General features: G+C 76.0%; 18 protein-coding genes, 1 tRNA gene and 1 pseudogene. 10 read left to right on the top strand and 10 right to left on the bottom strand.

Features of this window, described 5'->3' with window-relative positions; translation table 11 throughout:
• Nucleotides 1–12: 12 nt before the first annotated feature.
• Together ACIBAI_RS00520 and ACIBAI_RS00515 are read left to right on the top strand one after the other, a co-directional pair.
• Entirely contained in the window at nt 13–2541 is a 2529-nt protein-coding gene (locus ACIBAI_RS00520; protein ID WP_399030199.1) for a phosphoribosyltransferase, read from the top strand.
• Nucleotides 2541–3353: an HAD family hydrolase gene (locus tag ACIBAI_RS00515; protein WP_399030198.1), complete on the top strand. Its 813-nt coding sequence runs from the start codon at nt 2541–2543 to the stop codon at nt 3351–3353. Before ACIBAI_RS00520 ends, ACIBAI_RS00515 begins: the two co-directional genes overlap by 1 nt.
• Here ACIBAI_RS00515 and ACIBAI_RS00510 read toward each other — a convergent pair.
• From ACIBAI_RS00510 to ACIBAI_RS00500, 3 genes are all read right to left on the bottom strand, one after another.
• Nucleotides 3271–4038, bottom strand: coding sequence for a DedA family protein (locus ACIBAI_RS00510; protein WP_399030197.1), 768 nt, complete (start codon nt 4036–4038; stop codon nt 3271–3273). The two genes, ACIBAI_RS00515 and ACIBAI_RS00510, sit on opposite strands and share 83 nt — an antisense overlap.
• Before the next feature lie 56 nt (nt 4039–4094).
• On the bottom strand, nt 4095–4307 hold the full coding sequence (locus ACIBAI_RS00505; RefSeq protein ID WP_344608717.1) for a zinc ribbon domain-containing protein: 213 nt from the start codon (nt 4305–4307) through the stop codon (nt 4095–4097).
• A gap of 86 nt (nt 4308–4393) precedes the next feature.
• On the bottom strand, nt 4394–5836 hold the full coding sequence (locus ACIBAI_RS00500; RefSeq protein WP_399030196.1) for a hypothetical protein: 1443 nt from the start codon (nt 5834–5836) through the stop codon (nt 4394–4396).
• A 334-nt stretch (nt 5837–6170) separates the two neighbouring features.
• Here ACIBAI_RS00500 and ACIBAI_RS00495 point away from each other — a divergent pair.
• Nucleotides 6171–6242: transfer RNA gene (locus ACIBAI_RS00495), tRNA-Val, on the top strand.
• Between the two features lie 122 nt (nt 6243–6364).
• On the opposite strand, the gene ACIBAI_RS00490 is transcribed toward ACIBAI_RS00495, so the two are convergent.
• Nucleotides 6365–6724, bottom strand: a complete 360-nt coding sequence (locus ACIBAI_RS00490; protein ID WP_399030195.1) for a hypothetical protein — start codon at nt 6722–6724, stop codon at nt 6365–6367.
• Between the two features lie 221 nt (nt 6725–6945).
• On the opposite strand from ACIBAI_RS00490, the pseudogene ACIBAI_RS00485 reads away from it, so the two are divergent.
• Both ACIBAI_RS00485 and ACIBAI_RS00480 read left to right on the top strand, forming a co-directional pair.
• Nucleotides 6946–7143 (top strand): annotated as a pseudogene (locus tag ACIBAI_RS00485) (DUF2191 domain-containing protein); the annotation flags it as partial.
• A gap of 131 nt (nt 7144–7274) precedes the next feature.
• The gene (locus ACIBAI_RS00480; protein ID WP_399030194.1) at nt 7275–7529 is read left to right on the top strand and encodes a DUF2277 family protein; all 255 of its coding nucleotides are present in this window, start codon (nt 7275–7277) and stop codon (nt 7527–7529) included.
• 37 nt (nt 7530–7566) lie between these two features.
• Here ACIBAI_RS00480 and ACIBAI_RS00475 read toward each other — a convergent pair whose 3' ends face one another.
• From ACIBAI_RS00475 to ACIBAI_RS00460, 4 genes are all read right to left on the bottom strand, one after another.
• Nucleotides 7567–8211: a DedA family protein gene (locus ACIBAI_RS00475; RefSeq protein ID WP_399030193.1), complete on the bottom strand. Its 645-nt coding sequence runs from the start codon at nt 8209–8211 to the stop codon at nt 7567–7569.
• A 281-nt stretch (nt 8212–8492) separates the two neighbouring features.
• Nucleotides 8493–8945: a DoxX family protein gene (locus tag ACIBAI_RS00470; RefSeq protein ID WP_399030192.1), complete on the bottom strand. Its 453-nt coding sequence runs from the start codon at nt 8943–8945 to the stop codon at nt 8493–8495.
• A 714-nt stretch (nt 8946–9659) separates the two neighbouring features.
• Complete coding sequence (locus tag ACIBAI_RS00465; protein WP_399030191.1) at nt 9660–11303, bottom strand: alkaline phosphatase D family protein; 1644 nt, start codon at nt 11301–11303, stop codon at nt 9660–9662.
• A 98-nt stretch (nt 11304–11401) separates the two neighbouring features.
• Nucleotides 11402–12046, bottom strand: coding sequence for an HNH endonuclease family protein (locus ACIBAI_RS00460; RefSeq protein ID WP_399030190.1), 645 nt, complete (start codon nt 12044–12046; stop codon nt 11402–11404).
• 430 nt (nt 12047–12476) lie between these two features.
• On the opposite strand from ACIBAI_RS00460, the gene ACIBAI_RS00455 reads away from it, so the two are divergent.
• Both ACIBAI_RS00455 and ACIBAI_RS00450 read left to right on the top strand, forming a co-directional pair.
• Nucleotides 12477–13058 (top strand): TMEM165/GDT1 family protein, encoded by a 582-nt coding sequence (locus ACIBAI_RS00455; protein ID WP_399030188.1) that lies wholly within the window; start codon nt 12477–12479, stop codon nt 13056–13058.
• A gap of 166 nt (nt 13059–13224) precedes the next feature.
• Nucleotides 13225–13884 (top strand): HAD family hydrolase, encoded by a 660-nt coding sequence (locus tag ACIBAI_RS00450; protein WP_399030187.1) that lies wholly within the window; start codon nt 13225–13227, stop codon nt 13882–13884.
• Between the two features lie 52 nt (nt 13885–13936).
• Here ACIBAI_RS00450 and ACIBAI_RS00445 read toward each other — a convergent pair whose 3' ends face one another.
• Nucleotides 13937–14971 carry a peptidoglycan-binding protein gene (locus ACIBAI_RS00445; RefSeq protein WP_399030186.1) on the bottom strand — a complete coding sequence of 345 codons (1035 nt, stop codon included), beginning with the start codon at nt 14969–14971 and terminating at the stop codon, nt 13937–13939.
• Nucleotides 14972–15130: 159 nt separating this feature from the next.
• Here ACIBAI_RS00445 and ACIBAI_RS00440 point away from each other — a divergent pair, with 159 nt between their 5' ends.
• From ACIBAI_RS00440 to ACIBAI_RS00430, 3 genes are all read left to right on the top strand, one after another.
• Nucleotides 15131–17224, top strand: a complete 2094-nt coding sequence (locus tag ACIBAI_RS00440; protein WP_399030184.1) for a DHA2 family efflux MFS transporter permease subunit — start codon at nt 15131–15133, stop codon at nt 17222–17224.
• A 112-nt stretch (nt 17225–17336) separates the two neighbouring features.
• Nucleotides 17337–17975, top strand: a complete 639-nt coding sequence (locus ACIBAI_RS00435) for a hypothetical protein (protein ID WP_399030183.1) — start codon at nt 17337–17339, stop codon at nt 17973–17975.
• A gap of 5 nt (nt 17976–17980) precedes the next feature.
• Nucleotides 17981–18433 carry a hypothetical protein gene (locus ACIBAI_RS00430; RefSeq protein ID WP_399030182.1) on the top strand — a complete coding sequence of 151 codons (453 nt, stop codon included), beginning with the start codon at nt 17981–17983 and terminating at the stop codon, nt 18431–18433.
• A gap of 19 nt (nt 18434–18452) precedes the next feature.
• Here the strand turns inward: ACIBAI_RS00430 and ACIBAI_RS00425 are convergent, their stop codons facing one another.
• The gene (locus ACIBAI_RS00425; RefSeq protein WP_399030181.1) at nt 18453–18860 is read right to left on the bottom strand and encodes a DUF1992 domain-containing protein; all 408 of its coding nucleotides are present in this window, start codon (nt 18858–18860) and stop codon (nt 18453–18455) included.
• Nucleotides 18861–18945 lie beyond the last annotated feature (85 nt).

Below are 18945 nucleotides of genomic sequence, written 5' to 3'. Positions count from 1 at the left end.
CACAGGGAATTCATGAACGACGTACTGGACCACGCGCCGGACGAGGCGACGCACGACGGCGGGGACGAGGGAACGCGGACCGGGACGCCGGGCGGCGTCTGGACGGGCAGCTGGGTCGCGGAGCGGCTCGGCGTCGAGCTGGCCGGCGACGGCCGGCTGACCGAGCTGCTGGGGCTCGCGCTGCGCCGCAACCCCAAGCGGGCCCATCTGCTCGTCTCGAACGTGCTCGGCAAGCACGTCCCGCAGTCGCCGGCCGTGGTGTACGGCCACGGCGTCGCCCTCGGCCGGCGCGTACGCGACCTGCTGGGCGACGAGGAGGCCGACGCGGCGGTCGTCCTCGGCTACGCGGAGACCGCCACCGGCCTCGGCCACTCGGTCGCCGACGGCCTGGGCACGGCCCCCTACCTGCACTCCACCCGCCGCCCGGTCGCCGGGGTGCCGCGGGCGGGCGGCTTCGAGGAGTCCCACTCGCACGCCACCTCGCACCTGCTGCTGCCCGAGGACCCGGCGCTGCTGGCCGGTCCCGGACCGCTGGTCCTGGTCGACGACGAGTTCTCCACCGGCAACACGGTCCTGAACACCGTCCGCGCCCTGCACGCGCGCTATCCGAGGCGCCGGTACGTGGTCGTCGCCCTGGTCGACATGCGCTCCCCCGAGGACGCGGGCCGGCTGGAGGAGTTCGCGCGGGAGATCGGCGCGTGGGTGGACCTGGTCACGACGGCCTCCGGCACCGTGCGCCTGCCCGACGGCGTGCTGGAGAAGGGGCGGGAGCTCGTCACCCGGTTCGAGGACACCGCCCCCGGGGCGCGCCGGGCCGACGCCGGCCCGCGAACGCCCGCCGGTCCCGTCACCCGGGTCGATCTGCGCTGGCCCGCGGGCCTGCCCGACGGCGGCCGGCACGGCTTCACCGAAGCCCACCGCACCCGCCTGGAAGCCGCCCTTCCCGGCATGGCCGCCCGCCTGGCGGACGCCCTCCCCGGCGACGCGCGCCGCGTCCTGGTCCTCGGCTCCGAGGAGCTGATGTACGCCCCGCTGCGGCTCGCCCGCGAGCTGGAGCGGGCCGTGGACGCCGAGGTGCGCTACTCCACCACCACCCGCTCGCCCGTCCTCGCCGTCGACGACCCCGGCTACGCGATACGCACCCGCCTGGTCTTCCCGGCGCACGACGACCCGGCCGACGGCCCCGGCGAGCGCTACGCCTACAACGTCGCGGGCGCCGGCTTCGACGCCGTCGTCGCCGTCGTCGACTCGGCCGCCGACACCCCCGCGCTGCACGCCCCCGACGGCCTGCTCGCCCGGCTCGCCGCGCACATCCCGCACGTCCTGCTCGCGGTCGTGCCGAGTTACGTCCCCGCGGCCGCGCACGTCCCCGAAAGGCCCCCGATGCTGCCCGAGCCCCTCCGCGGCCCCGCCTTCTCCTCGTACGCCCCCGAGGAGGTCGGCTGGCTGCTGCAGGACCTCTCGGACGTGACGCTGGAGGCGCCCACCGAGGAGCGCGAGGAGGCCATCCAGCGCGGCGGCGCCCACTACGCGGAGTCGCTGCCGGTGGAGTACCAGCCCGGCGAGCAGTACCAGGAGCTGTTCCGCACCGCGCTGGAGGAGTCCGCGGCGCGGCTCGCGCAGGCCGTCGGCGCCGTCACCGAGCTGGTGCTCGCCGAGCGCTCGCCCCGGCCCGTCCTGGTCTCCCTGGCCCGCGCGGGCACCCCGGTCGGCATCCTGATGCGCCGCTGGGCCCGCTTCCGGCACGGCCTGGACCTGCCGCACTACGCCGTCTCCATCGTCCGCGGCCGCGGCATCGACGCCAACGCGCTGCGCTGGCTGGCCGCCCACCACGACCCCGCCGACGTCGTCTTCGTCGACGGCTGGACCGGCAAGGGCGCCATCACCCGGGAACTCGCCGACGCGCTGCGCGCGTTCGAGGCCTCCGACGGCGTCACCGGCTTCGACCCGGAGATCGCGGTCCTGGCCGACCCCGGCTCCTGCGTCCGCACCTACGGCACCCGCGAGGACTACCTCATCCCCTCCGCCTGCCTCAACTCCACCGTCTCCGGCCTGGTCTCGCGGACCGTGCTGCGGGCGGACCTGGTCGGCCCGCACGACTACCACGGCGCCAAGTTCTACCGCGAACTCGCCGGCTCCGACATGTCCGTCGCCTTCCTCGACGCGGTCTCCGCCCGCTTCCCGGAGGTCGTGGACGCGGTCGGCGCCCGGGTCGAGGACCTGCTCGCCGCCGACCGCACCCCGACCTGGGAGGGCTGGAAGGCGGTGGAGCGGATCAGCGAGGAGTACGGCATCCACGACGTCAACCTCGTCAAGCCCGGCGTCGGCGAGACCACGCGGGTGCTGCTGCGCCGCGTCCCCTGGAAGGTGCTGGCCCGGGCCGGGGCGGGCCGCGACCTGGACCACGTGCGCCTGCTGGCCGGGCAGCGGGGCGTGCCGGTGGAGGAGGTCGCGGACCTGCCGTACACCTGCGTGGGCCTGATCCACCCCCGGTTCACGCGGGGCGCGACCGGCGCCGACGGCAGGGCGGTGACGGTCTGATGCCGGTGCTCGTCGCCAGCGACCTCGACCGCACCCTCGTCTACTCCGCCGCGGCCCTGGCGCTGACCATGCCCGACGCGCGGGCGCCCCGGCTGCTGTGCGTGGAGGTCCACGAGAGCAGGCCGCTGTCCTACCTGACGGAGACGGCGGCCGGGCTCCTCGCCGACCTCGGCGACGCGGCGGTGTTCGTGCCGACGACCACCCGGACCCGCGCGCAGTACCAGCGCATCAACCTGCCGGGCCCGCCGCCGAAGTACGCGATCTGCGCCAACGGCGGCCACCTGCTGGTGGACGGCGTGACCGACCCCGGCTGGCACGCGCGGGTGACGGCCCGGCTGGCCGACGAGTGCGCGCCGCTGAGCGAGGTGAGCGAGCACCTGATGCGGGTCGGCGACCCGGCCTGGGTGCGCAAGCACCGCGTCGCCGAGGACCTGTTCGTGTACCTGGTCGTCGAACGGGAGCTGCTGCCCGAGGACTGGGTGGAGGAGCTCGCGGCGTGGGCGGACCGCCGCGGCTGGACCGTGTCGCTGCAGGGCCGCAAGGTCTACGCCGTGCCCGGGCCGCTCACCAAGAGCGCGGCCGTGCGCGAGGTCGCCCGCCGCACCGGCGCCGAGCTGACCCTCGCCGCCGGCGACTCCCTCCTCGACGCCGACCTGCTGCTCGCCGCCGACCGGGGCTGGCGGCCCGGCCACGGCGAGCTGGCCGACGCCGGCTGGACGGCGCCCGCGGTCAGCGCGCTTCCCGAGCGGGGTGTGCTGGCCGGGGAGCGCATTCTGCGCGAGTTCCTGCGGGCGGCGCGCTCGCCCCGGTGACGCCGGGCCGCCGGGGGCGTGCGTCGGCGCGCCCCCGCCTGCGCCGGCCGACCCCCGGCCGCAGCAGCCGCGCGCCGAGGAACGCCAGCACCGCCAGGGCGGCCACGACGAGGACCACCTTCGAGTACGCGGAGACGATCCGGGTGACCTCGGGCCAGTTGTCGCCCAGCGCGTACCCCGCCAGCACGAACACCGTGTTCCAGATCGCGCTGCCCAGCGTCGTCAGACCGAGGAACACCGGAAGGCGCATGCGTTCGACGCCGGCCGGCACCGAGATCAGGCTGCGGAAGACCGGGATCATCCGGCCGAGGAACACCGCCTTCGTGCCGTGCCGCAGGAACCACGCCTCCGTCTTCTCGATGTCGGCCGCCTTCACCAGCGGCAGCCGGGACGCGATCGCCACGGTGCGGTCGCGGCCGAGCAGCGCGCCGATCCCGTACAGGGCGAGCGCGCCGGTCACCGAACCCGCCGTCGTCCACAGCAGGACGGCGAGCAGGCTCATCCGGCCGCCGCTCGCCGCGAACCCGGCGAGCGGCAGGATCACCTCGCTCGGCAGGGGCGGGAAGAGGTTCTCCAGGGCGATGGCGATGCCGGCGCCCGGCGCGCCCAGCGCGTCCATGAGCCCGTTGACCCACTCCGGTGCGGCACCGGCGCCGGCGGCCGCGGGCGCTGCGATGGCTGTCATGCCGGCCAGGGTAGGGAAGCGGAGCTGAAGGGAGCCTGAACCGGCGGGGCCGGGCGTCAGCCGCAGCAGCCTCCGCCGCAGCAGCCGCCCCCGCCGCCGGACGGGGGCGCCGGGGCGGCGGAGGTGCCGCCGACGGCGACCGTCGACAGCAGCTTCACGGTGTCGTCGTGGCCCGCGGGGCAGTTCGCGGGGGCGGCGGACTCGGCCATGGGGCGGCTCAGTTCGAAGGTGTCGCCGCAGGTACGGCAGCGGTACTCGTAACGGGGCATGGGCACAGGTTAACCGGCGTCCGGCCCGTGCCCCAGGGCGAACGGCGGGGCCGGTCCGGTGATGGGCGGAGCCGTGCCCGGCGGCGTCAGCGGCCGGCGCCGCGGTCCTCGCGGATCTGGGCGACCACCCGGGCCACCGCCCGCCGCACCGCCTCCGTCTCCGCCAGGAAGTGCCAGTAGTCGGGGTGGCGGTCCTCCAGTGTGGTGACGGCCCGGTCCAGGCGGGCCACCGCGTCGTCGAGGGGGCGGGCGTGGCGGGGGTCGGGGGTGGTGCGGCCGGCCATGGCCAGGCGCTGGGCGTCACGGATGGTGAAGCGGGTGCGGTCGATCTCCTGCCGCGGGTCCTTCTGCACGGCGTTCAGCCGCCGCAGCCGGTCACCGGCGGCCGAGACGGCCTCGTCGGTCGCGTCGAGCAGGGCCCGCACCGTGGACAGCAGCGCCGTCGCGTCGGGCCAGCGCTGCTCGTCCCGCGCGGTCCGCGCCTCGCGCAGCTTCAGCTCGGCCTGCCGGACGGTCTCGGCGGCCTGCTCCGGCACGTGCTGCAGGTCCTGCCAGCACGCCAGCGCGAACCGGCGGCGCAGTTCGCTCAGCACCGGCTCGACCTGGCCGGTGCGCGTGGTGAGGGCCTCGACGCGGGTGCGCAGCGAGACCAGCCGGCGGTCGATCTCGGCGGCCCGCTCGGGCAGCCGTTCGGCCTCGGCGCGCACGGCCTGGGCCTCCCGCGCGACCCGGTCGGCCCGCTCCAGCGTCCGGGGCACGCCGTGCTGCCCGGCGCCCTGGTTCAGCTTGGTCAGTTCGGGGGCGAGGGCGGCGAGCCGGGCGGCGAGGTCGTCCGCCCGCAGCCCGGAGCCGCGTACGGCGTCGAGGGCCTCGGAGGCGGCGAGCAGCGACTGCCGGGCCCGTTCGACGGCGGGCGCGAGCCGGGCCAGCTGGGTCTCGGCCTTGCCGAGCAGCGGGCCGAGACCCTCGGCGAAGCGGTCCAGGTCCCGTTTGACCCGGCCGAGTCCGTCCGTGGCGGCGGTCAGCCGGTCGCGGGCCCGGGTGGCGGCCGCGGCCTCCAGGTCGTCGCGGTCGAGGTCGTGGGCGTCGACGGCGTCGATGTACGCGCGGCTGGCCTCGTCGATGCGCCGGCCGAGCGCCTCGAATTCGGCCACCGCGCGCCGGGCCGCGGGGGAGTCGTCGACGGCGCCGATGGTCTCGATCGAGATCCGCAGGTCGCGCTGGGCGGTGTCGAGTTCGTAGAAGGCGGCCGCCGCCGCGTCCTTGGCGGCCTGCGCCGCGGCACGCCGGCTCTCGCCCCGTCCGCCGAACCAGCGCCGGGTGCCGCCGCCGGCGAACGCGGCGGGCAGCGCGAGGGCGGCGACCAGCGGCAGGCCCAGCAGGGCGAGCGCGTCCCGCACCGCGCCGGGCGTCCGGCGCCGGTGTCCGGGGCGCCGTGCCGGGGCGCGGTCGCCGGCCGCCGGCCGGCGCGGTGGGCGGCGCGCGCACGGCACCATCGGCGTACACGGCTGCGATGGGGTCGCCGTCACATCCCTCTCCCGTGTCGTCCGCCCTGCCCGGAATCATTCTCCCACCGGTGAAGGACGAACACACGGGCCGGTCAGTTCGCCGTCCGGACCGTGACGTCGCCGTCGCCGGCGCGGGCGGTCGCCGCGGGGTGTCCGGCGCCGTCCCGGGGCCGGACACCCCGACCGCGCCGTCGCCGGTCCCGGCCGCCACCCGGCAGGAGGCCCGGGGCGGCGCGCTGGTCCCGGACCGGGGGCGGGGCCAGCCCCCGGCCCCGCCCCGGAGCGCGCGGACCGGCGTGCGGGGACGGGTTTGCGGGGCAGCGCCCCGGGCAAGGTAGGCTGTCGAATCGTTCTCGGGTGCGTAGCTCAGGGGTAGAGCGCCTGCCTTACAAGCAGGATGTCGGCGGTTCGAAACCGTCCGCGCCCACCGGGACCGACCGCGAAGACGCCCCGGGCCGACGAGGCCCGGGGCGTCTTCGCGTCAGGAGTCCCGTGCGCGGTCACGGACGGTGTGACCGGCGCCGCCGCCCGCCGGACGCGGGGCGGTCCCTAGGCCCGGCCGGCCCCCTCGGAGTCCTCGGGCGGGGTCTCGTGGACGTGCTTCAGCCGGGACCGGGCGTGCATGCGGTCGGGGCCGGTGAGCTCCGACCAGTAGCGGTGGGTGCTGACGAAGACGGCGAGCTCGCGCTCCCGCCGCCGCAGCTTCTCCACCTCCGCCTGCTCGTCCGCCGACCAGCCGGGGGAGGCGGGGCGCTCCACCTTGCGCCAGCCGTTGTCGTCGCTGAAGCCGTCCATGGGCTCGACGGACCAGGGGAGCCGCTTCAGCAGGGCCGACAACTCGGCCCGGACCTGGTGCAGTTCCTCCTGACCGGCGAGGAGGTCACTCGGAAAGTCATAGGTCGCAGCCACGACCCGATGATACGCCTGTTCGATTTCGGGATGCGCGTTCCTCCGGGGGTTCACACGAACGTGTCGGCCGTCCACCGGTGCCCGTCCGCGCCGCCGACGCCGCCTCGGTCCCGGCCGGTCGTCCCCGGGTCCCGATGCGGCCGGACCCGCGTCGGCCGATCGGCCCGTGGCGCGGGGCGGTTCGGGCTGCAGTCCGGGCAGCGGACGAGGAGGGGGGAACCGTGGCCAAGATCGGCATCGGTCTGGACGCCGATCCGGTGGTGGAGGTGATGGTCCTGTCGGGGATCGGTTCGCCGCGGGACGCCGTCGAGGCGGTCGTACGCGACTGCATAGCCCGCGGCCACCGCACGGAGGCCCGGGTCGGGCTCGGGGACGAGGGCCTGCGCGAGACCGACGCCGGGCCGCGGGACGCGCAGGGCTGGCCGGGCCGGGCCGCCGGGGCCCGGGGCGGCCGCGGCGGTCGTCGGCGGCGCGCAGTCGTACCGGGGTCCGGGACGTCGGAATGCCGGATTCCCCGGCGGGCGGCGGCGGCCGGGGTGAGACTGGGACCATGTGCCGCAGCATCAAGACGCTCCGTCCGCCCGTGCTGGCCGAGGAGGCCACCGAGGGGGAGATCCGGGCCGCCGCCCTGCAGTACGTGCGGAAGGTGTCCGGGTTCCGGGCCCCGGCCGCGCACAACCGGGAGGTCTTCGACCGCGCCGTGGAGGCGGTCGCGGCGGCCACGGCCGAACTGCTGGCCGGGCTGGAGGTGCGGGGCGCGGACGCGCGGGGAGCGGCGGGACGGCGGACGACGGGCGACGGGTAGCGGACGACGGAGGCCGCCGGCGCGGCCGCCCGGGCCGCTACGGCGTCCTCGGCTGCCGCGGCCGCCTGCGCATCAGGTACGCCGCCCCCGCGCCGAACAGCGCCGCCGGGGACACCCCGGCCGCCGGCCACGTCGTGCCCAGCCGCTGGCCGCCGAAGTGGCCGAGGGCGACGCTGTAGGCCGCCCAGGACGGACCGGCCAGGGCGGACCAGGGGAGGAAGTCGCGGGCGCGGCGGTGGGCGGCGCCGGCGGCGAGGGAGACGACCGAGCGCCCGGCCGGCGCGAAGCGGGCCAGGACGACCAGGGCGCCGCCCCCGGCGGCGAGCGCCGCGCCGAGACGTTCCTGCGCCGTGGTCGGACGCCGGGAGCGGGCCATCGCGCGGTCCAGCCGCGGGCCGCCGCGCCGGGCGAGGCGGTAGGCCGCCAGGTCGCCCAGCAAGGAGGCGGTGGCGGCGCAGAGGGTCAGCGCCAGGATGTCGGGGACGTCGCACGGGACCTGCCCGGCCGCCGCGCCCGAACCCGCGGCGGCCGCCGCGGCGGCCGTGATCACCAGGACGCCGCTCGGCAGCGTCGGCAGGAACACGTCGAGGAGGACGGAGAGGGCCACCGGCGCGTAGATCCAGGGCGCGTGGATCCATGGACCGCCGGCCGGCGACCCCGCGGTCCCGAGACTCTCCAGCACCGTGACTTCCCCTGTTCCCCCCGTGGACCGCGGACCGTGCCGCGACGCACGAGGGACGGCAGGGGCGGCCGATGACAGCCGTGCAGCGTACGCCCGGGGTGCGACAGCGCGATCACGGGGATTCCGGGCCGGTGCGGCGCCCCCGGCCGTGACCCGTGACGAGCGGGACGGCGGGACGGGCGGTCCGGCCGCCGCCCGGCGGGGCCGCCCCGGGCGCGGGCGGGAACGACGGTGCCCTCCCCCGCGGGGGAGGGCACCGAACCGGCCGGAGCCGGGCGGGATCAGGCCGCCACCGGCGCCTGCTCCGGGGTCCGACCCGCCTGCGCCGACGTGCGCCTGGCCAGCAGCCGGTCCAGGCCGAAGGCGCCGGAGCCGGTGAAGACCAGCAGGAACATGGCCCAGCAGTACAGGGCCGCTCCCTCGCCGTTGTTCTCGATCGGCCACAGGGCCTCGGGCTGGTGGACCTTGAAGTACGCGTAGGCCATGGCGCCGGACGAGACGAACGCCGCGGCGCGGGTGCCGAGGCCGAGCAGGACCAGGCCGCCGCCGACCAGCTCGATGACGGCCGCGTACCAGTTGGGCCAGGCGCCGGTCTCGGCTGTGCCGCCGTTGCCGTCCACGCCGCCGAGGACGCCGAAGAGCGAGACGGCGCCGTGGCAGGCGAAGAGCAGGCCGATGACGATCCGGAACAGGCCGAGGGCGTAGGGCTGGGCGCTGTTGAGACGCGCGGTCATGTGGGGGTCTCCTTCGGTCGGCCGGTCGGGAGGGGGACCGGTCCGGGGACGTAACCGAGTGGAGACCTCAGGTTAGGCGGGCCTAATTGTGCTTGCAAGTTCAACATTTGGCCAATGATTCACGTCCGGCTCCGCCGTCACTTCCGTCACCGCCGCACGTGACGCCGCTTTCGCCACCACGTTCGCGCCCGAAAGAGTGACCGAATTCACACCTCGGCCGGGCGTCGGTCGCGGCGGTCCGCCCGTGCCGGCCCGGCGCACGCCCCGACGGGCCCACCGCGGACGGACCGCCCCGTTCCCGCGCGGCCCTGAGGGCCTGTCGGGCGCACGGCTGCCGCGCCACGCCGACCGGCACGGCCGCGGTGTCCCGCCGGACGGCGCGGCCGCCGTGCCGCGCCCGAGCCGCCGGTTCCGCGACCGCTCCCCGCGTGCGGGCGGCGCCGCCCGCACCGCGCCCCGGCCCGGCGAGGAGGCCGTCGGCGGTGCGCCGCGCAACGGGCTCCGGGCGGCCGGCCCTCACCCGGGCGGCCGCCCGTGCGGCCGCTCCCGGCGCGACGGGCGCGCGGGCCGTCCGGGCCCCGCCCCGCCGTTCCCCCGGCTTTGGCCCCCGCCTCCGCGTCGTCGGCGGCGGGGCCGCGGGCTGGCGCGCCGCCGCCGTCCGTCGTGGGGGTTCGCCGGGCGGGCTCCCCCTCCGCCGCTACCCGCCGCGGAGGCTCATCGGGAGAGTTCCCGCTCCGTCACCGTCCGCAGCCGCGGGCGTCCGTCGCGCACCGCCCGCGCCTCCTCCAGACGCAGCCGGGCCGCGCGTTCGCGCAGGACCAGCGTCATGAGCTGGTTGCCGAACCAGGGGCCGCCGGTCCTGCGCCAGCGGACCGGCGGGCGCGACAGGCGGCCGTGCCGGGCCAGGCCCCGGCCGAGGACCCGCGCCGCGGCGGTCCAGCCGGCCCGGAAGGCCAGCCGGATCGACAGGGGCACCGAGTTGTGGACGGGGGAGCAGACGAGCTGCACCACCCGGGCGTCGGGCCCGCGCTCCGGCCAGGAGGGCTCGGCCAGGTACGCGTGGTGCACGTCGCCCGACAGCACGCACACGGTCGCCGGCGCGTCCGGTCCCGAACCGGCCTCCGCGATCAGCTCCGCCAGCTCGGCGAAGGAGTCGGGGAACGCCGCCCAGTGCTCCAGGTCGGCCCCCCGCCGCACCTTCTCCCCGAGCCGCGCCCAGCGGGCGCCCCGCTCGCCCCGGCACAGCGCCGCGTCCCACCCCTCGGCGTCGTGCACCAGGTGCGGCAGCAGCCACGGCAGCGAGGTGCCGATGAGCAGGTGGTCGTACGTCTCGCGCCCGTCCAGCACCTGCTCGCGGACCCAGGCGGCCTCGCCCGGGTCGAGCATCGCGCGGCTGTCCTCGTCCAGGACGCGGGCCGCCCGGCTGTCCACCATCACCAGCCGTACGCGGCCGAAGTCGCGCCGGTAGCTCCAGCGGGCCGTGGTCGCGTCGGCGTCGGCCCGGGCGGCGAAGGCGTGCAGCACGTCCGTGCCGTCGGAGGCCTCCCGGACCGCCGCGTACACCGGGTCGGCCGCCAGCTCGCCCGGCGACAGGTTCCCCAGGTGCTGGTACACCCAGTACGACATCAGGCCGCTCAGCAGCCGCTTCCGCCACCAGGGCGTGGCGCGCATGTCGGTCAGCCAGGCGGCGGAGGTGTTCCAGTCGTCGATCACGTCGTGGTCGTCGAAGATCATGCAGCTGGGCACGGTGGACAGCAGCCAGCGGATCGAGGGGTCGAGCCACGACTCGTAGTAGAGGTGGGTGTACTCCTCGTAGTCCGCGACCCCGCTGCCCGGCGGTTCCTCCAGGTTCCGGCGGGCCGCCAGCCAGCGGCGGGTCGCGTCGGAGGTCTCGTCGGCGTACACCTGGTCACCGAGCAGCAGCAGGACGTCGGGCCGCTCGCCCTCCGGGTCCGCCGCGACACGGGTGGCCAGCGCGTCCAGGGCGTCCGGGCCGACCGGGTCGCTGCCGTCGGCCGGCGGCGCGGCCCAGCGGCAGGAGCCGAAGGCGACGCGGACGTCGCCGTCGTCGTCGCCGGGGAGCGTGCGGATGGCCGACGGCGGGAAGGGCGAGTCGGGCAGCGGCCACACGCGCGTGCCGTCGAGGAGGACCTCGTACGCCGTCGTCGTGCCCGGGGTCAGGCCGTCGACCTGGACCAGGGCGTAATGGTGGTCCGCGACCCGGAAGGTGCGGGCCGCGCCGCGGGCGCCGTCGGCGCAGCGCACCTCGGCCGTGCAGGGACGGCTCGTCTCGACCCACACGGTCGCGGACGAGCCGTCGGTGTACCTCAGCAGTGGTCCCAGGCGCAGTCCGGCCATGGTGATGCCTCCTCCGTCGCCCCGTACGGTACGGAACGACGGAGACCGGCGGCGGGGTTCCCCGCGACGCGCACGCCGGCGGCTCGCGGGGGGCCGGGTCAGCAGCTCGCGAGGTGGTTCTGCAGCGCGGACTTCTCGGCGGAGTCGACGGACAGGCCGTAGTAGTACTTCACCTGGACCCAGGCGCGGACGTAGGTGCAGCGGTAGGCGGTGCGCGACGGCATCCAGGTGGCCGGGTCCTGGTCGCCCTTGGCCTGGTTGACGTTGTCGGTGACCGCGATGAGCTGGGGACGGGTCAGATCGTTGGCGAAGGCCTGGCGGCGGGAGGTGGTCCAGCCGTCGGCGCCGGAGTCCCAGGCCTCGGCGAGCGGGACGAGGTGGTCGATGTCGAGGTCGGAGGCGGCGGTCCAGGTCGCGCCGTCGTACGGGGAGTACCAGCTGCCGCTGACGGCGGCGCAGGCGGAGTCCTGGACCACGTTCGTGCCGTCGCGTTCGAGGACGACCTCGCGGGTGTTGCAGGCGCCGGACTGGGTGATCCAGTGCGGGAACAGGTCGCGGTCGTAGCCGGTGCGGTCCTCGGCGGCCACGGTGAGGGAGGCGAGGTAGCCGCGGGCGGTGGCGGCGCTGACCGGGGTGGGGAGGGCGGCGGCGGCGCTCGGGCCGTTGAACAGCGCGACGGAGGCCATGAACCCGGTGAGCGCCGCGAGTATGCTGACCCGTCGACGCGCGTAGAACTTCGGCATGCGAACTCCCTTGTCGGATGCGGGCGTTGGAGAGCGAGCGAGGGAATGCTCGCCACGCCGCGTTGCGCACGGATGTGCGCCCGGTAAGAAGCTAGTGACGTGTACATGACACGTCTACGGTCGTGACGGCGTTCCCGGCCCGGCTCCGCTCCCGGCCTCGCCCCGTCTCGCTCCCGGGCCTCGCTCGGGCCTTCGCGTACCATGGACGGCGCAGAAGGGGAGTAGCTCTTCGCCGGACCGTCGACACACTGCTCAGCACGCCTGAGCCGGCGCCCGGGGGCGGAGTCCGCGCGACCCGCCAGCGAGACCTTCGGCAAGCAGTGCACCGCCCGTGCCGTACGGCGCGGGCTCCACGTGTGCTGCCCTGCCGAGGTGTCTGGCGCCACAGCGGCGCTCTCGGCCGGGGCAGCCCCGACCGACAGAGGAACCCTTGATCAGCTTCACCGTGACGGCGCTCGTCTTCGGCGTCGTCTTCCTCGCCGAACTGCCCGACAAGACCGCGCTCGCCGGTCTCGTCCTCGGCACCCGCTACCGCGCCTCCTACGTCTTCGTCGGCGTCGCCGCCGCCTTCGCGCTGCACGTCGCGCTCGCCGTGGCGGCCGGCAGCGTGCTCACCCTGCTGCCGCAGCAGATCACGCACGCGCTCACGGGCGTGCTGTTCCTGGGCGGCGCGGCGATGCTGCTGCTGAAGAAGGACGAGGACGAGGAGGAGATCCGCAAGCCGGAGAACCAGTCCTTCTGGAAGGTCTCCGGGGCGGGCTTCATGCTCATCCTGGTCGCCGAGTTCGGTGACCTCACGCAGATCATGACGGCGAACCTCGCCGCCCGGTACGACGACCCGCTCTCCGTCGGCCTCGGCGCGGTGCTCGCGCTGTGGGCGGTGGCCGGACTCGGCATCGTCGGCGGAAAGGCGCTGATGAAGCGGGTGCCGCTGCGGCTGATCACGCAGATCGCGGCGCTGCTGATGCTGGGGCTCGGGGTGTGGAGCCTGTGGGAGGCCGTGACCGGCTGAGCGAACGGCGGGTGAAGGGTCGCCCGGGGCGGTGGCGCGATCCCCGGATCTTTTTGTACCGTGGAGGAACAAAGTGGCCCCCGCCCGCTTTCCCTGACCGGCGGGCGGGGCCGCCTTGTGCCGGGGACGACCCCCTGAGCCCCCTCCCGTGCCTTGGAGCCCGCCGATGACGGCCACCACCGTTCTCACCGCCCGCGCCCTCCTGCTGGACATGGACGGCACCCTCGTCAACTCCGACGCCTCGGTCGAACGCGTCTGGCGACGCTGGGCCGAGCGGCACGGGCTGGACGGGGACGAGGTCATGAAGGTCGTCCACGGGCGGCAGGGGTACGCGTCGATGGCGCTGCTGCTGCCCGACCGGCCGATGGAGCAGAACCTCGCCGACAACGCGCGCATGCTGGCCGAGGAGACCGCGGACACGGAGGGGGTCGTCGCGATTCCGGGGGCGCGGGAGTTCCTCGCGTCGCTCAAGGGGCTGCCGCACGCGCTGGTGACCTCGGCGGACGTCGCGCTGTCGACGGCGCGGATGGCCGCGGCCGGGCTCCCGATGCCCGAGGTGCGGGTGACGGCGGAGTCCGTCGGCGCGAGCAAGCCCGACCCCGAGGGCTTTTTGAAGGGGGCCGCCGAGCTGGGCGTCGCCCCCGCCGACTGCGTGGTGTTCGAGGACTCCGGAGCCGGGATCGCGGCGGGGCGCTCCGCCGGGATGCGGGTCGTGGGGATCGGGCAGCGGGCCACGTTCCACCGCCCGGACGCGGCGGTGCGGGACCTGACGCAGGTCCGCGTGGAGGCCGGGGACGACGGGACGATCCGGCTGCACATCGGCTGAGTCCCGCGGCCCTGCGGCCCCACGCCGTCGCGGCCCCGCGGCCGGCCGGGTCCTAGGGCTCCCTCGTCTCCGACTCCAGGCGCTCGCGGGTCCGAGGGCCGTACACGCCGAGCTGGTCGGAGCGGATGCCGCGGGACCACTGGTAGGTGCGGACCGCGTCCTCGACGCGGCCGGTGTAGTGGCCGTCGGCGTCGTCGTCGTACAGGTACAGCTGGCGCAGGCGCAGCTGGAGTTCGGTGACCTCGGGACCCCGGTCGCCCCGGCGCAGTACGGGGACGTCCGGGTCGCGGTCGTCGCCGGACTCCTCCCTCGCCGTGGGGGCGGTGGCGCGGGCGGAGGTCGGGCCGGGGCCCGGTTCGGCCGAGCGCGACGGGGACGGCGTCGGCGAGGCGCTCGACGCCGACGGGGACGGCGTCGGGGAGGGGCTCCCGCCGGCCGACGGCGACGGGGGCGGGGGCGCGGAGGCCGGCCGCGCGGAGGCCGTGCCGGACACCTCCGCCGGCGCCGCGTCGGTGGCGCCGGCGGAGGTGTCCGGCACGCTCGCCCGCAGGTCGGCCGGCGGCGCGCCGTTCCGCGAGGGCGGCTCGTACGAGAACAGCCCGCTCACGTACCCGGTGGCCGCCACCACCGCGACCAGAGCGCCCGCCGCGCCGAGCAGCGCCCCGCGGCGACGGCGGCGCGGCTCCGCCCCGCCCGTGCCGCCGGCGCCCGCCGGTACGGCGTCCGCCGGCTCGGCCGTCCCGAAGCGGCGCGGGCCGGTGTCGCCCGGCTCGCCCGGCGGGGGCGCCAGGGGCGCGGGGAGCGCGGCGGCCGCCTTCGCGTCCGGCGTCCGAGGGGCTACGGCCCGCAGCCGCGCCGTGGCGTCGGGCTCGGACGTGCGCGGGGGCGGCGGAGCCTCCCGCGGATTCCCCAGCTCGACGTACGGCCGGATGTGCAGCGGGTCGAAGTCCTCCGCCGCGGCCGCCTCCGCCTCGCGGGCCTCGCGCAGGGCGTCGGACGCGCGTCGCGTGCAGCCGCAGGACGGGGTGCGGTCGGCGCCCCTGGGCGCCCCGCACTCCGGGCACCGGTGGTCCCTCGGTTCCGCCACGCGTTCGTCCCTCCCCTCGCGGACTCCAGAGATTATGCAGATCTCCTTCACACCCCGGCCCGCGCGCCCCCGGAATACCGGCTTCCCGCAGGACTCGACGGGCCATAACTGGTCACACCGATGACGATGGAGATGTCGCCGAGACCTCGGGAGGTCTTCATGGCCGGGGATGCGCAGGGCAGGGCCGGGGACACGCACGGGACGACCGCGGGCGCCGGGGGGAGGGCCCCGGGGGCCCCGCTCGCCCCCGGGGAGGAGCACGTGCCCGGCGACGTCCTCGTCTCGATCGGCGCCCTGCTGCTCGGGATGCTGCTCGCCGCCCTCGACCAGACCATCGTGTCGACCGCGCTGCCCACCATCGTCAGCGACCTGGGCGGCATGGACCACCTGTCCTGGGTGGTCACCGCGTACCTGCTGGCCTCGACCGCCGCGACCCCGCTGTGGGGCAAGCTCGGCGACCAGTACGGGCGCAAGCGGCTGTTCCAGACCGCGATCGTGATCTTCCTGGCCGGCTCCGCGCTGTGCGGCATGGCGCGGAACATGCCCGAGCTGATCGCCTTCCGGGCCGTGCAGGGCCTGGGCGGCGGCGGGCTGATGGTGCTGTCGATGGCGATCGTCGGCGATCTGGTCCCGCCTCGGGACCGGGGGCGCTACCAGGGCCTGTTCGGGGCGGTCTTCGGGGCGACCAGCGTCCTCGGGCCGCTGCTGGGCGGGCTGTTCACCGAGCACCTGAGCTGGCGCTGGGTGTTCTACGTCAACCTGCCCGTCGGGATCGTCGCGCTCGCCGTGATCGCGGCGGTGCTGCACATCCCGCGCCGGGCCACGAAGCACGTCATCGACTACCTCGGCACCTTCCTCATCGCCTCCGTCGCCACCTGCCTGGTCCTGGTCGCCTCGCTCGGCGGCACCACCTGGGGCTGGGGCTCCCCGCAGATCATCGGGCTCGCCGTCCTGGGCGTCGTCCTCGCCGTCGCCTTCGCGGCCGTGGAGCGGCGGGCGGCCGAACCGGTGCTGCCGCCGAAGCTGTTCCGCATCCGCACCTTCACGCTCTCCGCGGTCATCAGCTTCGTCGTCGGCTTCGCGATGTTCGGCGCGATGACCTACCTGCCGACCTTCCTCCAGGTCGTACAGGGCGTCAGCCCGACCATGTCCGGGGTGCACATGCTGCCGATGGTGTTCGGGCTGCTGCTGTCGTCGACCGTCTCCGGGCAGATCGTCAGCCGCACCGGCCGCTGGAAGGTGTTCCCGGTCACGGGCACCGCCGTCACCGCGTTCGGCCTGCTCCTGCTGCACCGGCTGGACGAGAACAGCTCCACCGCCGTGATGAGCGCCTTCTTCTTCGTCTTCGGCCTCGGACTCGGCCTGGTGATGCAGGTCCTGGTCCTCATCGTGCAGAACGCCGTCGCCTACGAGGACCTGGGCGTGGCCACCTCCGGCGCGACCTTCTTCCGCTCCATCGGCGCCGCGTTCGGCGTCGCCGTCTTCGGCACGGTCTTCGCCGGCCGCCTCGGCGACAAGCTCGCCGACGCCTTCCGGGGCGCACAGCTGCCGCCCGGCGTCTCCGCGGACGCGCTGGAGGCCGACCCGCGCGGCATCGCGGCCCTGCCGCCCGCCCTGCGCCAGGCCGCGCTGCACGCCTACGCCTCCTCCATCACCGACGTCTTCCTGTACGCCGCCCCCGTCGCGCTCCTCGCCTACGTACTGGCCTGGTTCCTGAAGGAGGACCGGCTGCGCGGCTCGGTCACGGCGCCCGACGGCACGCAGACCTTCGCCAGCAACCCGGTGGAGCGGTCGTCGTACGACGAGGTGTGCCGCGCGCTGTCGGTGCTCGGCTCCCGCGAGGGCCGGCGGGAGATCTACCGGCGGATCACCGAACGCGCGGGCTACGACCTGCTGCCCGCCGCCGGCTGGCTGCTGTTGCGGATCAAGCGGCACGGCTCGGTGGAACCGGCCCTGCTCGCCGAGCGCACCCCCGTCCCGCTGGCCGCGGTCATCGAGGCCGCCCGGCAGGTCGAGGAGCGCCGCCTGGCGTACCGGGTGGGGCTCGACCTGTACCTGACCGACCAGGGCCACGAGGCCGCCGACCGGCTGGCGCGGGCCCGCGAGGACTCCCTGGCGGAGCTGCTCGGCGACTGGTGGGGGCCGGACCGGCCGACCGACCTGGTGCAGTTGGTGAAGGAGCTGAGCGGGGAGCTGAACGGGTCGGAACGGGAACGGCCGTACGACCGGCGACCCCTGGCGCGCATGGGATGACCGGGGCGGCCCGGTGGCCCGCGGGCGCCGTTTGAGGGGTCCTTCCGGGGCAACCCGAACGGCGAACCGGCCCGCACGGAGGGCCGGTTGGGCCGAAACCCGGAAGGCATACATGTCCACAGGCTGGATCATCGCTCTGATCGTGATCGTGGTGGCCGTCGCCCTCGTCGCGGCCGCCCTGACCCTGCGTTCCCGGGGCGCGCGGCGCGGCCCGGACCTGAAGCGGCGCTTCGGACCCGAGTACGACCGGGCCGTCGCCCGGCACGACGGCGACGCCGAGGCCGCCGAACGCGAGCTCGCCCAGCGCGTGGAGCGCCACGGCGACCTGCGCGCGCGACCGCTGGAGCCGGCCGAGCGGGAGCGGTTCGAGGCGCGCTGGACGGCCGCCCAGGAACGCTTCGTCGACTCCCCGCGGGAGGCGGTCGCCGAGGCGGACCGGCTGCTCGCGGAGGTGGCCGGCACCCGCGGCTTCCCGGACGGCGGGCAGTACGAGGAACAGGTCGCCGCGCTGTCCGTGCACCACGCCCACCACGTCGACGGCTACCGGCGCGTGCACCGCGCCGCACACGACGGCGGCGGGAGCACCGAGGAGATGCGCGAGGCCGTGGTCGCCGCCCGCGCCCTGTTCGACGAGCTGGTGCGCCACGACACCGGCCGCCACCACGCCGGCGCCGACCGCGTCCGGCGGGAGCGGGTCCGCGACCACCACACGCCCTGGGCACTGCACCGGCGGCAGGCGAAGGAGAGCTGAGGCACATGTCCGACAGGCAACCGTCCGAGGTGACCCCGCCGGCCGCCGGCGCACCGGCCGGCCCCGGCCGGACCGTCCCCGACGCCCGCGGCGAGAGCGCGGTGGGCACCGCCCCCGCCGCGGGCGCCCCGCACGCGACGGACCCGGGGCGCTCGGCGCCCTCCGGCGGCCGGCTGCTGCCCCGGGAGGAGTGCGACAAGCTGGGGCTGCGGCTCCAGCAGGCGGTCTCCGGATTCGTCGACGCGCCGCGGGACGCCGTCGAGGAGGCCGACCGCGTCCTGGAGGAGATCACCGCCCGCTTCACCGAGGCCCTGGCCGGGCGCCGCCGGACGCTGCGCGCGTCCTGGCAGACCGCCGACGCGGGCGGCGGCGAGCAGGTCACGGCCCCCGACACCGAACAGCTCCGCCTGGCCCTGCGGGACTACCGCGAGCTGGCGGACCGGCTGATGCACCTGTGAAACCCGTGAACGACCGGCGTCACCCCGCCGCCCGGCGCTCCCGCCACTGACGTACGACCTCTTCGACGTCGTACGGCTTCAGTCCCAGCGGAGGGCCGGGCGGCGGCTTGAACATCATGTCGCGGATCCTGACGTTGAGGTCCTCGACGATCCTGCGGGCGATCCGCTCGGACGGGGCCCGCAGCGCCGCCGCCAGCCCGTCCTCGGCCTCCTTGCGCAGGGCCAGCGTCGGCGGCAGGACCGAGACGCCCTCACGGGCCAGCTTCCGCTTGATCCACCACTGTTCGTCGTAGGCCGCCTCCACGTCCCCCGGCAGCGGTCTGCCCGCGCCCGGCAGCCGGTCGAACTCGCCCCGTGCCCTCGCGTCGCGGATCTGTTTGTCCGCCCAGGACTCGAAGCTGACGCCGGGTGGCTTTCGCTCGGTCATGCGGCCATTGTGCCGGACACCGCGGTGCCGGGCGATTTATCATGCGGCGGCGCGGCAATCGGCCGCCCGGGTCACCTCAGGAGGA

The organism is Streptomyces sp. NPDC051041 (assembly GCF_044456065.1).
Classification (GTDB): Bacteria; Actinomycetota; Actinomycetes; order Streptomycetales; family Streptomycetaceae; genus Streptomyces; species Streptomyces glaucus.
This window is presented reverse-complemented; position numbering and strand designations above follow the sequence as displayed.

Excerpts from the sequence above, each read along its gene's own strand:
- ACIBAI_RS00520 (WP_399030199.1), top strand. The coding sequence starts at position 13 with ATGAACGACGTACTGGACCACGCGCCGGACGAGGCGACGCACGACGGC.
- ACIBAI_RS00515 (WP_399030198.1), top strand. The coding sequence starts at position 2,541 with ATGCCGGTGCTCGTCGCCAGCGACCTCGACCGCACCCTCGTCTACTCC.
- ACIBAI_RS00510 (WP_399030197.1), bottom strand. The coding sequence starts at position 4,038 with ATGACAGCCATCGCAGCGCCCGCGGCCGCCGGCGCCGGTGCCGCACCG.
- ACIBAI_RS00505 (WP_344608717.1), bottom strand. The coding sequence starts at position 4,307 with ATGCCCCGTTACGAGTACCGCTGCCGTACCTGCGGCGACACCTTCGAA.
- ACIBAI_RS00480 (WP_399030194.1), top strand. The coding sequence starts at position 7,275 with ATGTGCCGCAGCATCAAGACGCTCCGTCCGCCCGTGCTGGCCGAGGAG.
- ACIBAI_RS00470 (WP_399030192.1), bottom strand. The coding sequence starts at position 8,945 with ATGACCGCGCGTCTCAACAGCGCCCAGCCCTACGCCCTCGGCCTGTTC.
- ACIBAI_RS00465 (WP_399030191.1), bottom strand. The coding sequence starts at position 11,303 with ATGGCCGGACTGCGCCTGGGACCACTGCTGAGGTACACCGACGGCTCG.
- ACIBAI_RS00460 (WP_399030190.1), bottom strand. The coding sequence starts at position 12,046 with ATGCCGAAGTTCTACGCGCGTCGACGGGTCAGCATACTCGCGGCGCTC.
- ACIBAI_RS00450 (WP_399030187.1), top strand. The coding sequence starts at position 13,225 with ATGACGGCCACCACCGTTCTCACCGCCCGCGCCCTCCTGCTGGACATG.
- ACIBAI_RS00440 (WP_399030184.1), top strand. The coding sequence starts at position 15,131 with ATGGCCGGGGATGCGCAGGGCAGGGCCGGGGACACGCACGGGACGACC.
- ACIBAI_RS00435 (WP_399030183.1), top strand. The coding sequence starts at position 17,337 with ATGTCCACAGGCTGGATCATCGCTCTGATCGTGATCGTGGTGGCCGTC.
- ACIBAI_RS00430 (WP_399030182.1), top strand. The coding sequence starts at position 17,981 with ATGTCCGACAGGCAACCGTCCGAGGTGACCCCGCCGGCCGCCGGCGCA.
- ACIBAI_RS00425 (WP_399030181.1), bottom strand. The coding sequence starts at position 18,860 with ATGACCGAGCGAAAGCCACCCGGCGTCAGCTTCGAGTCCTGGGCGGAC.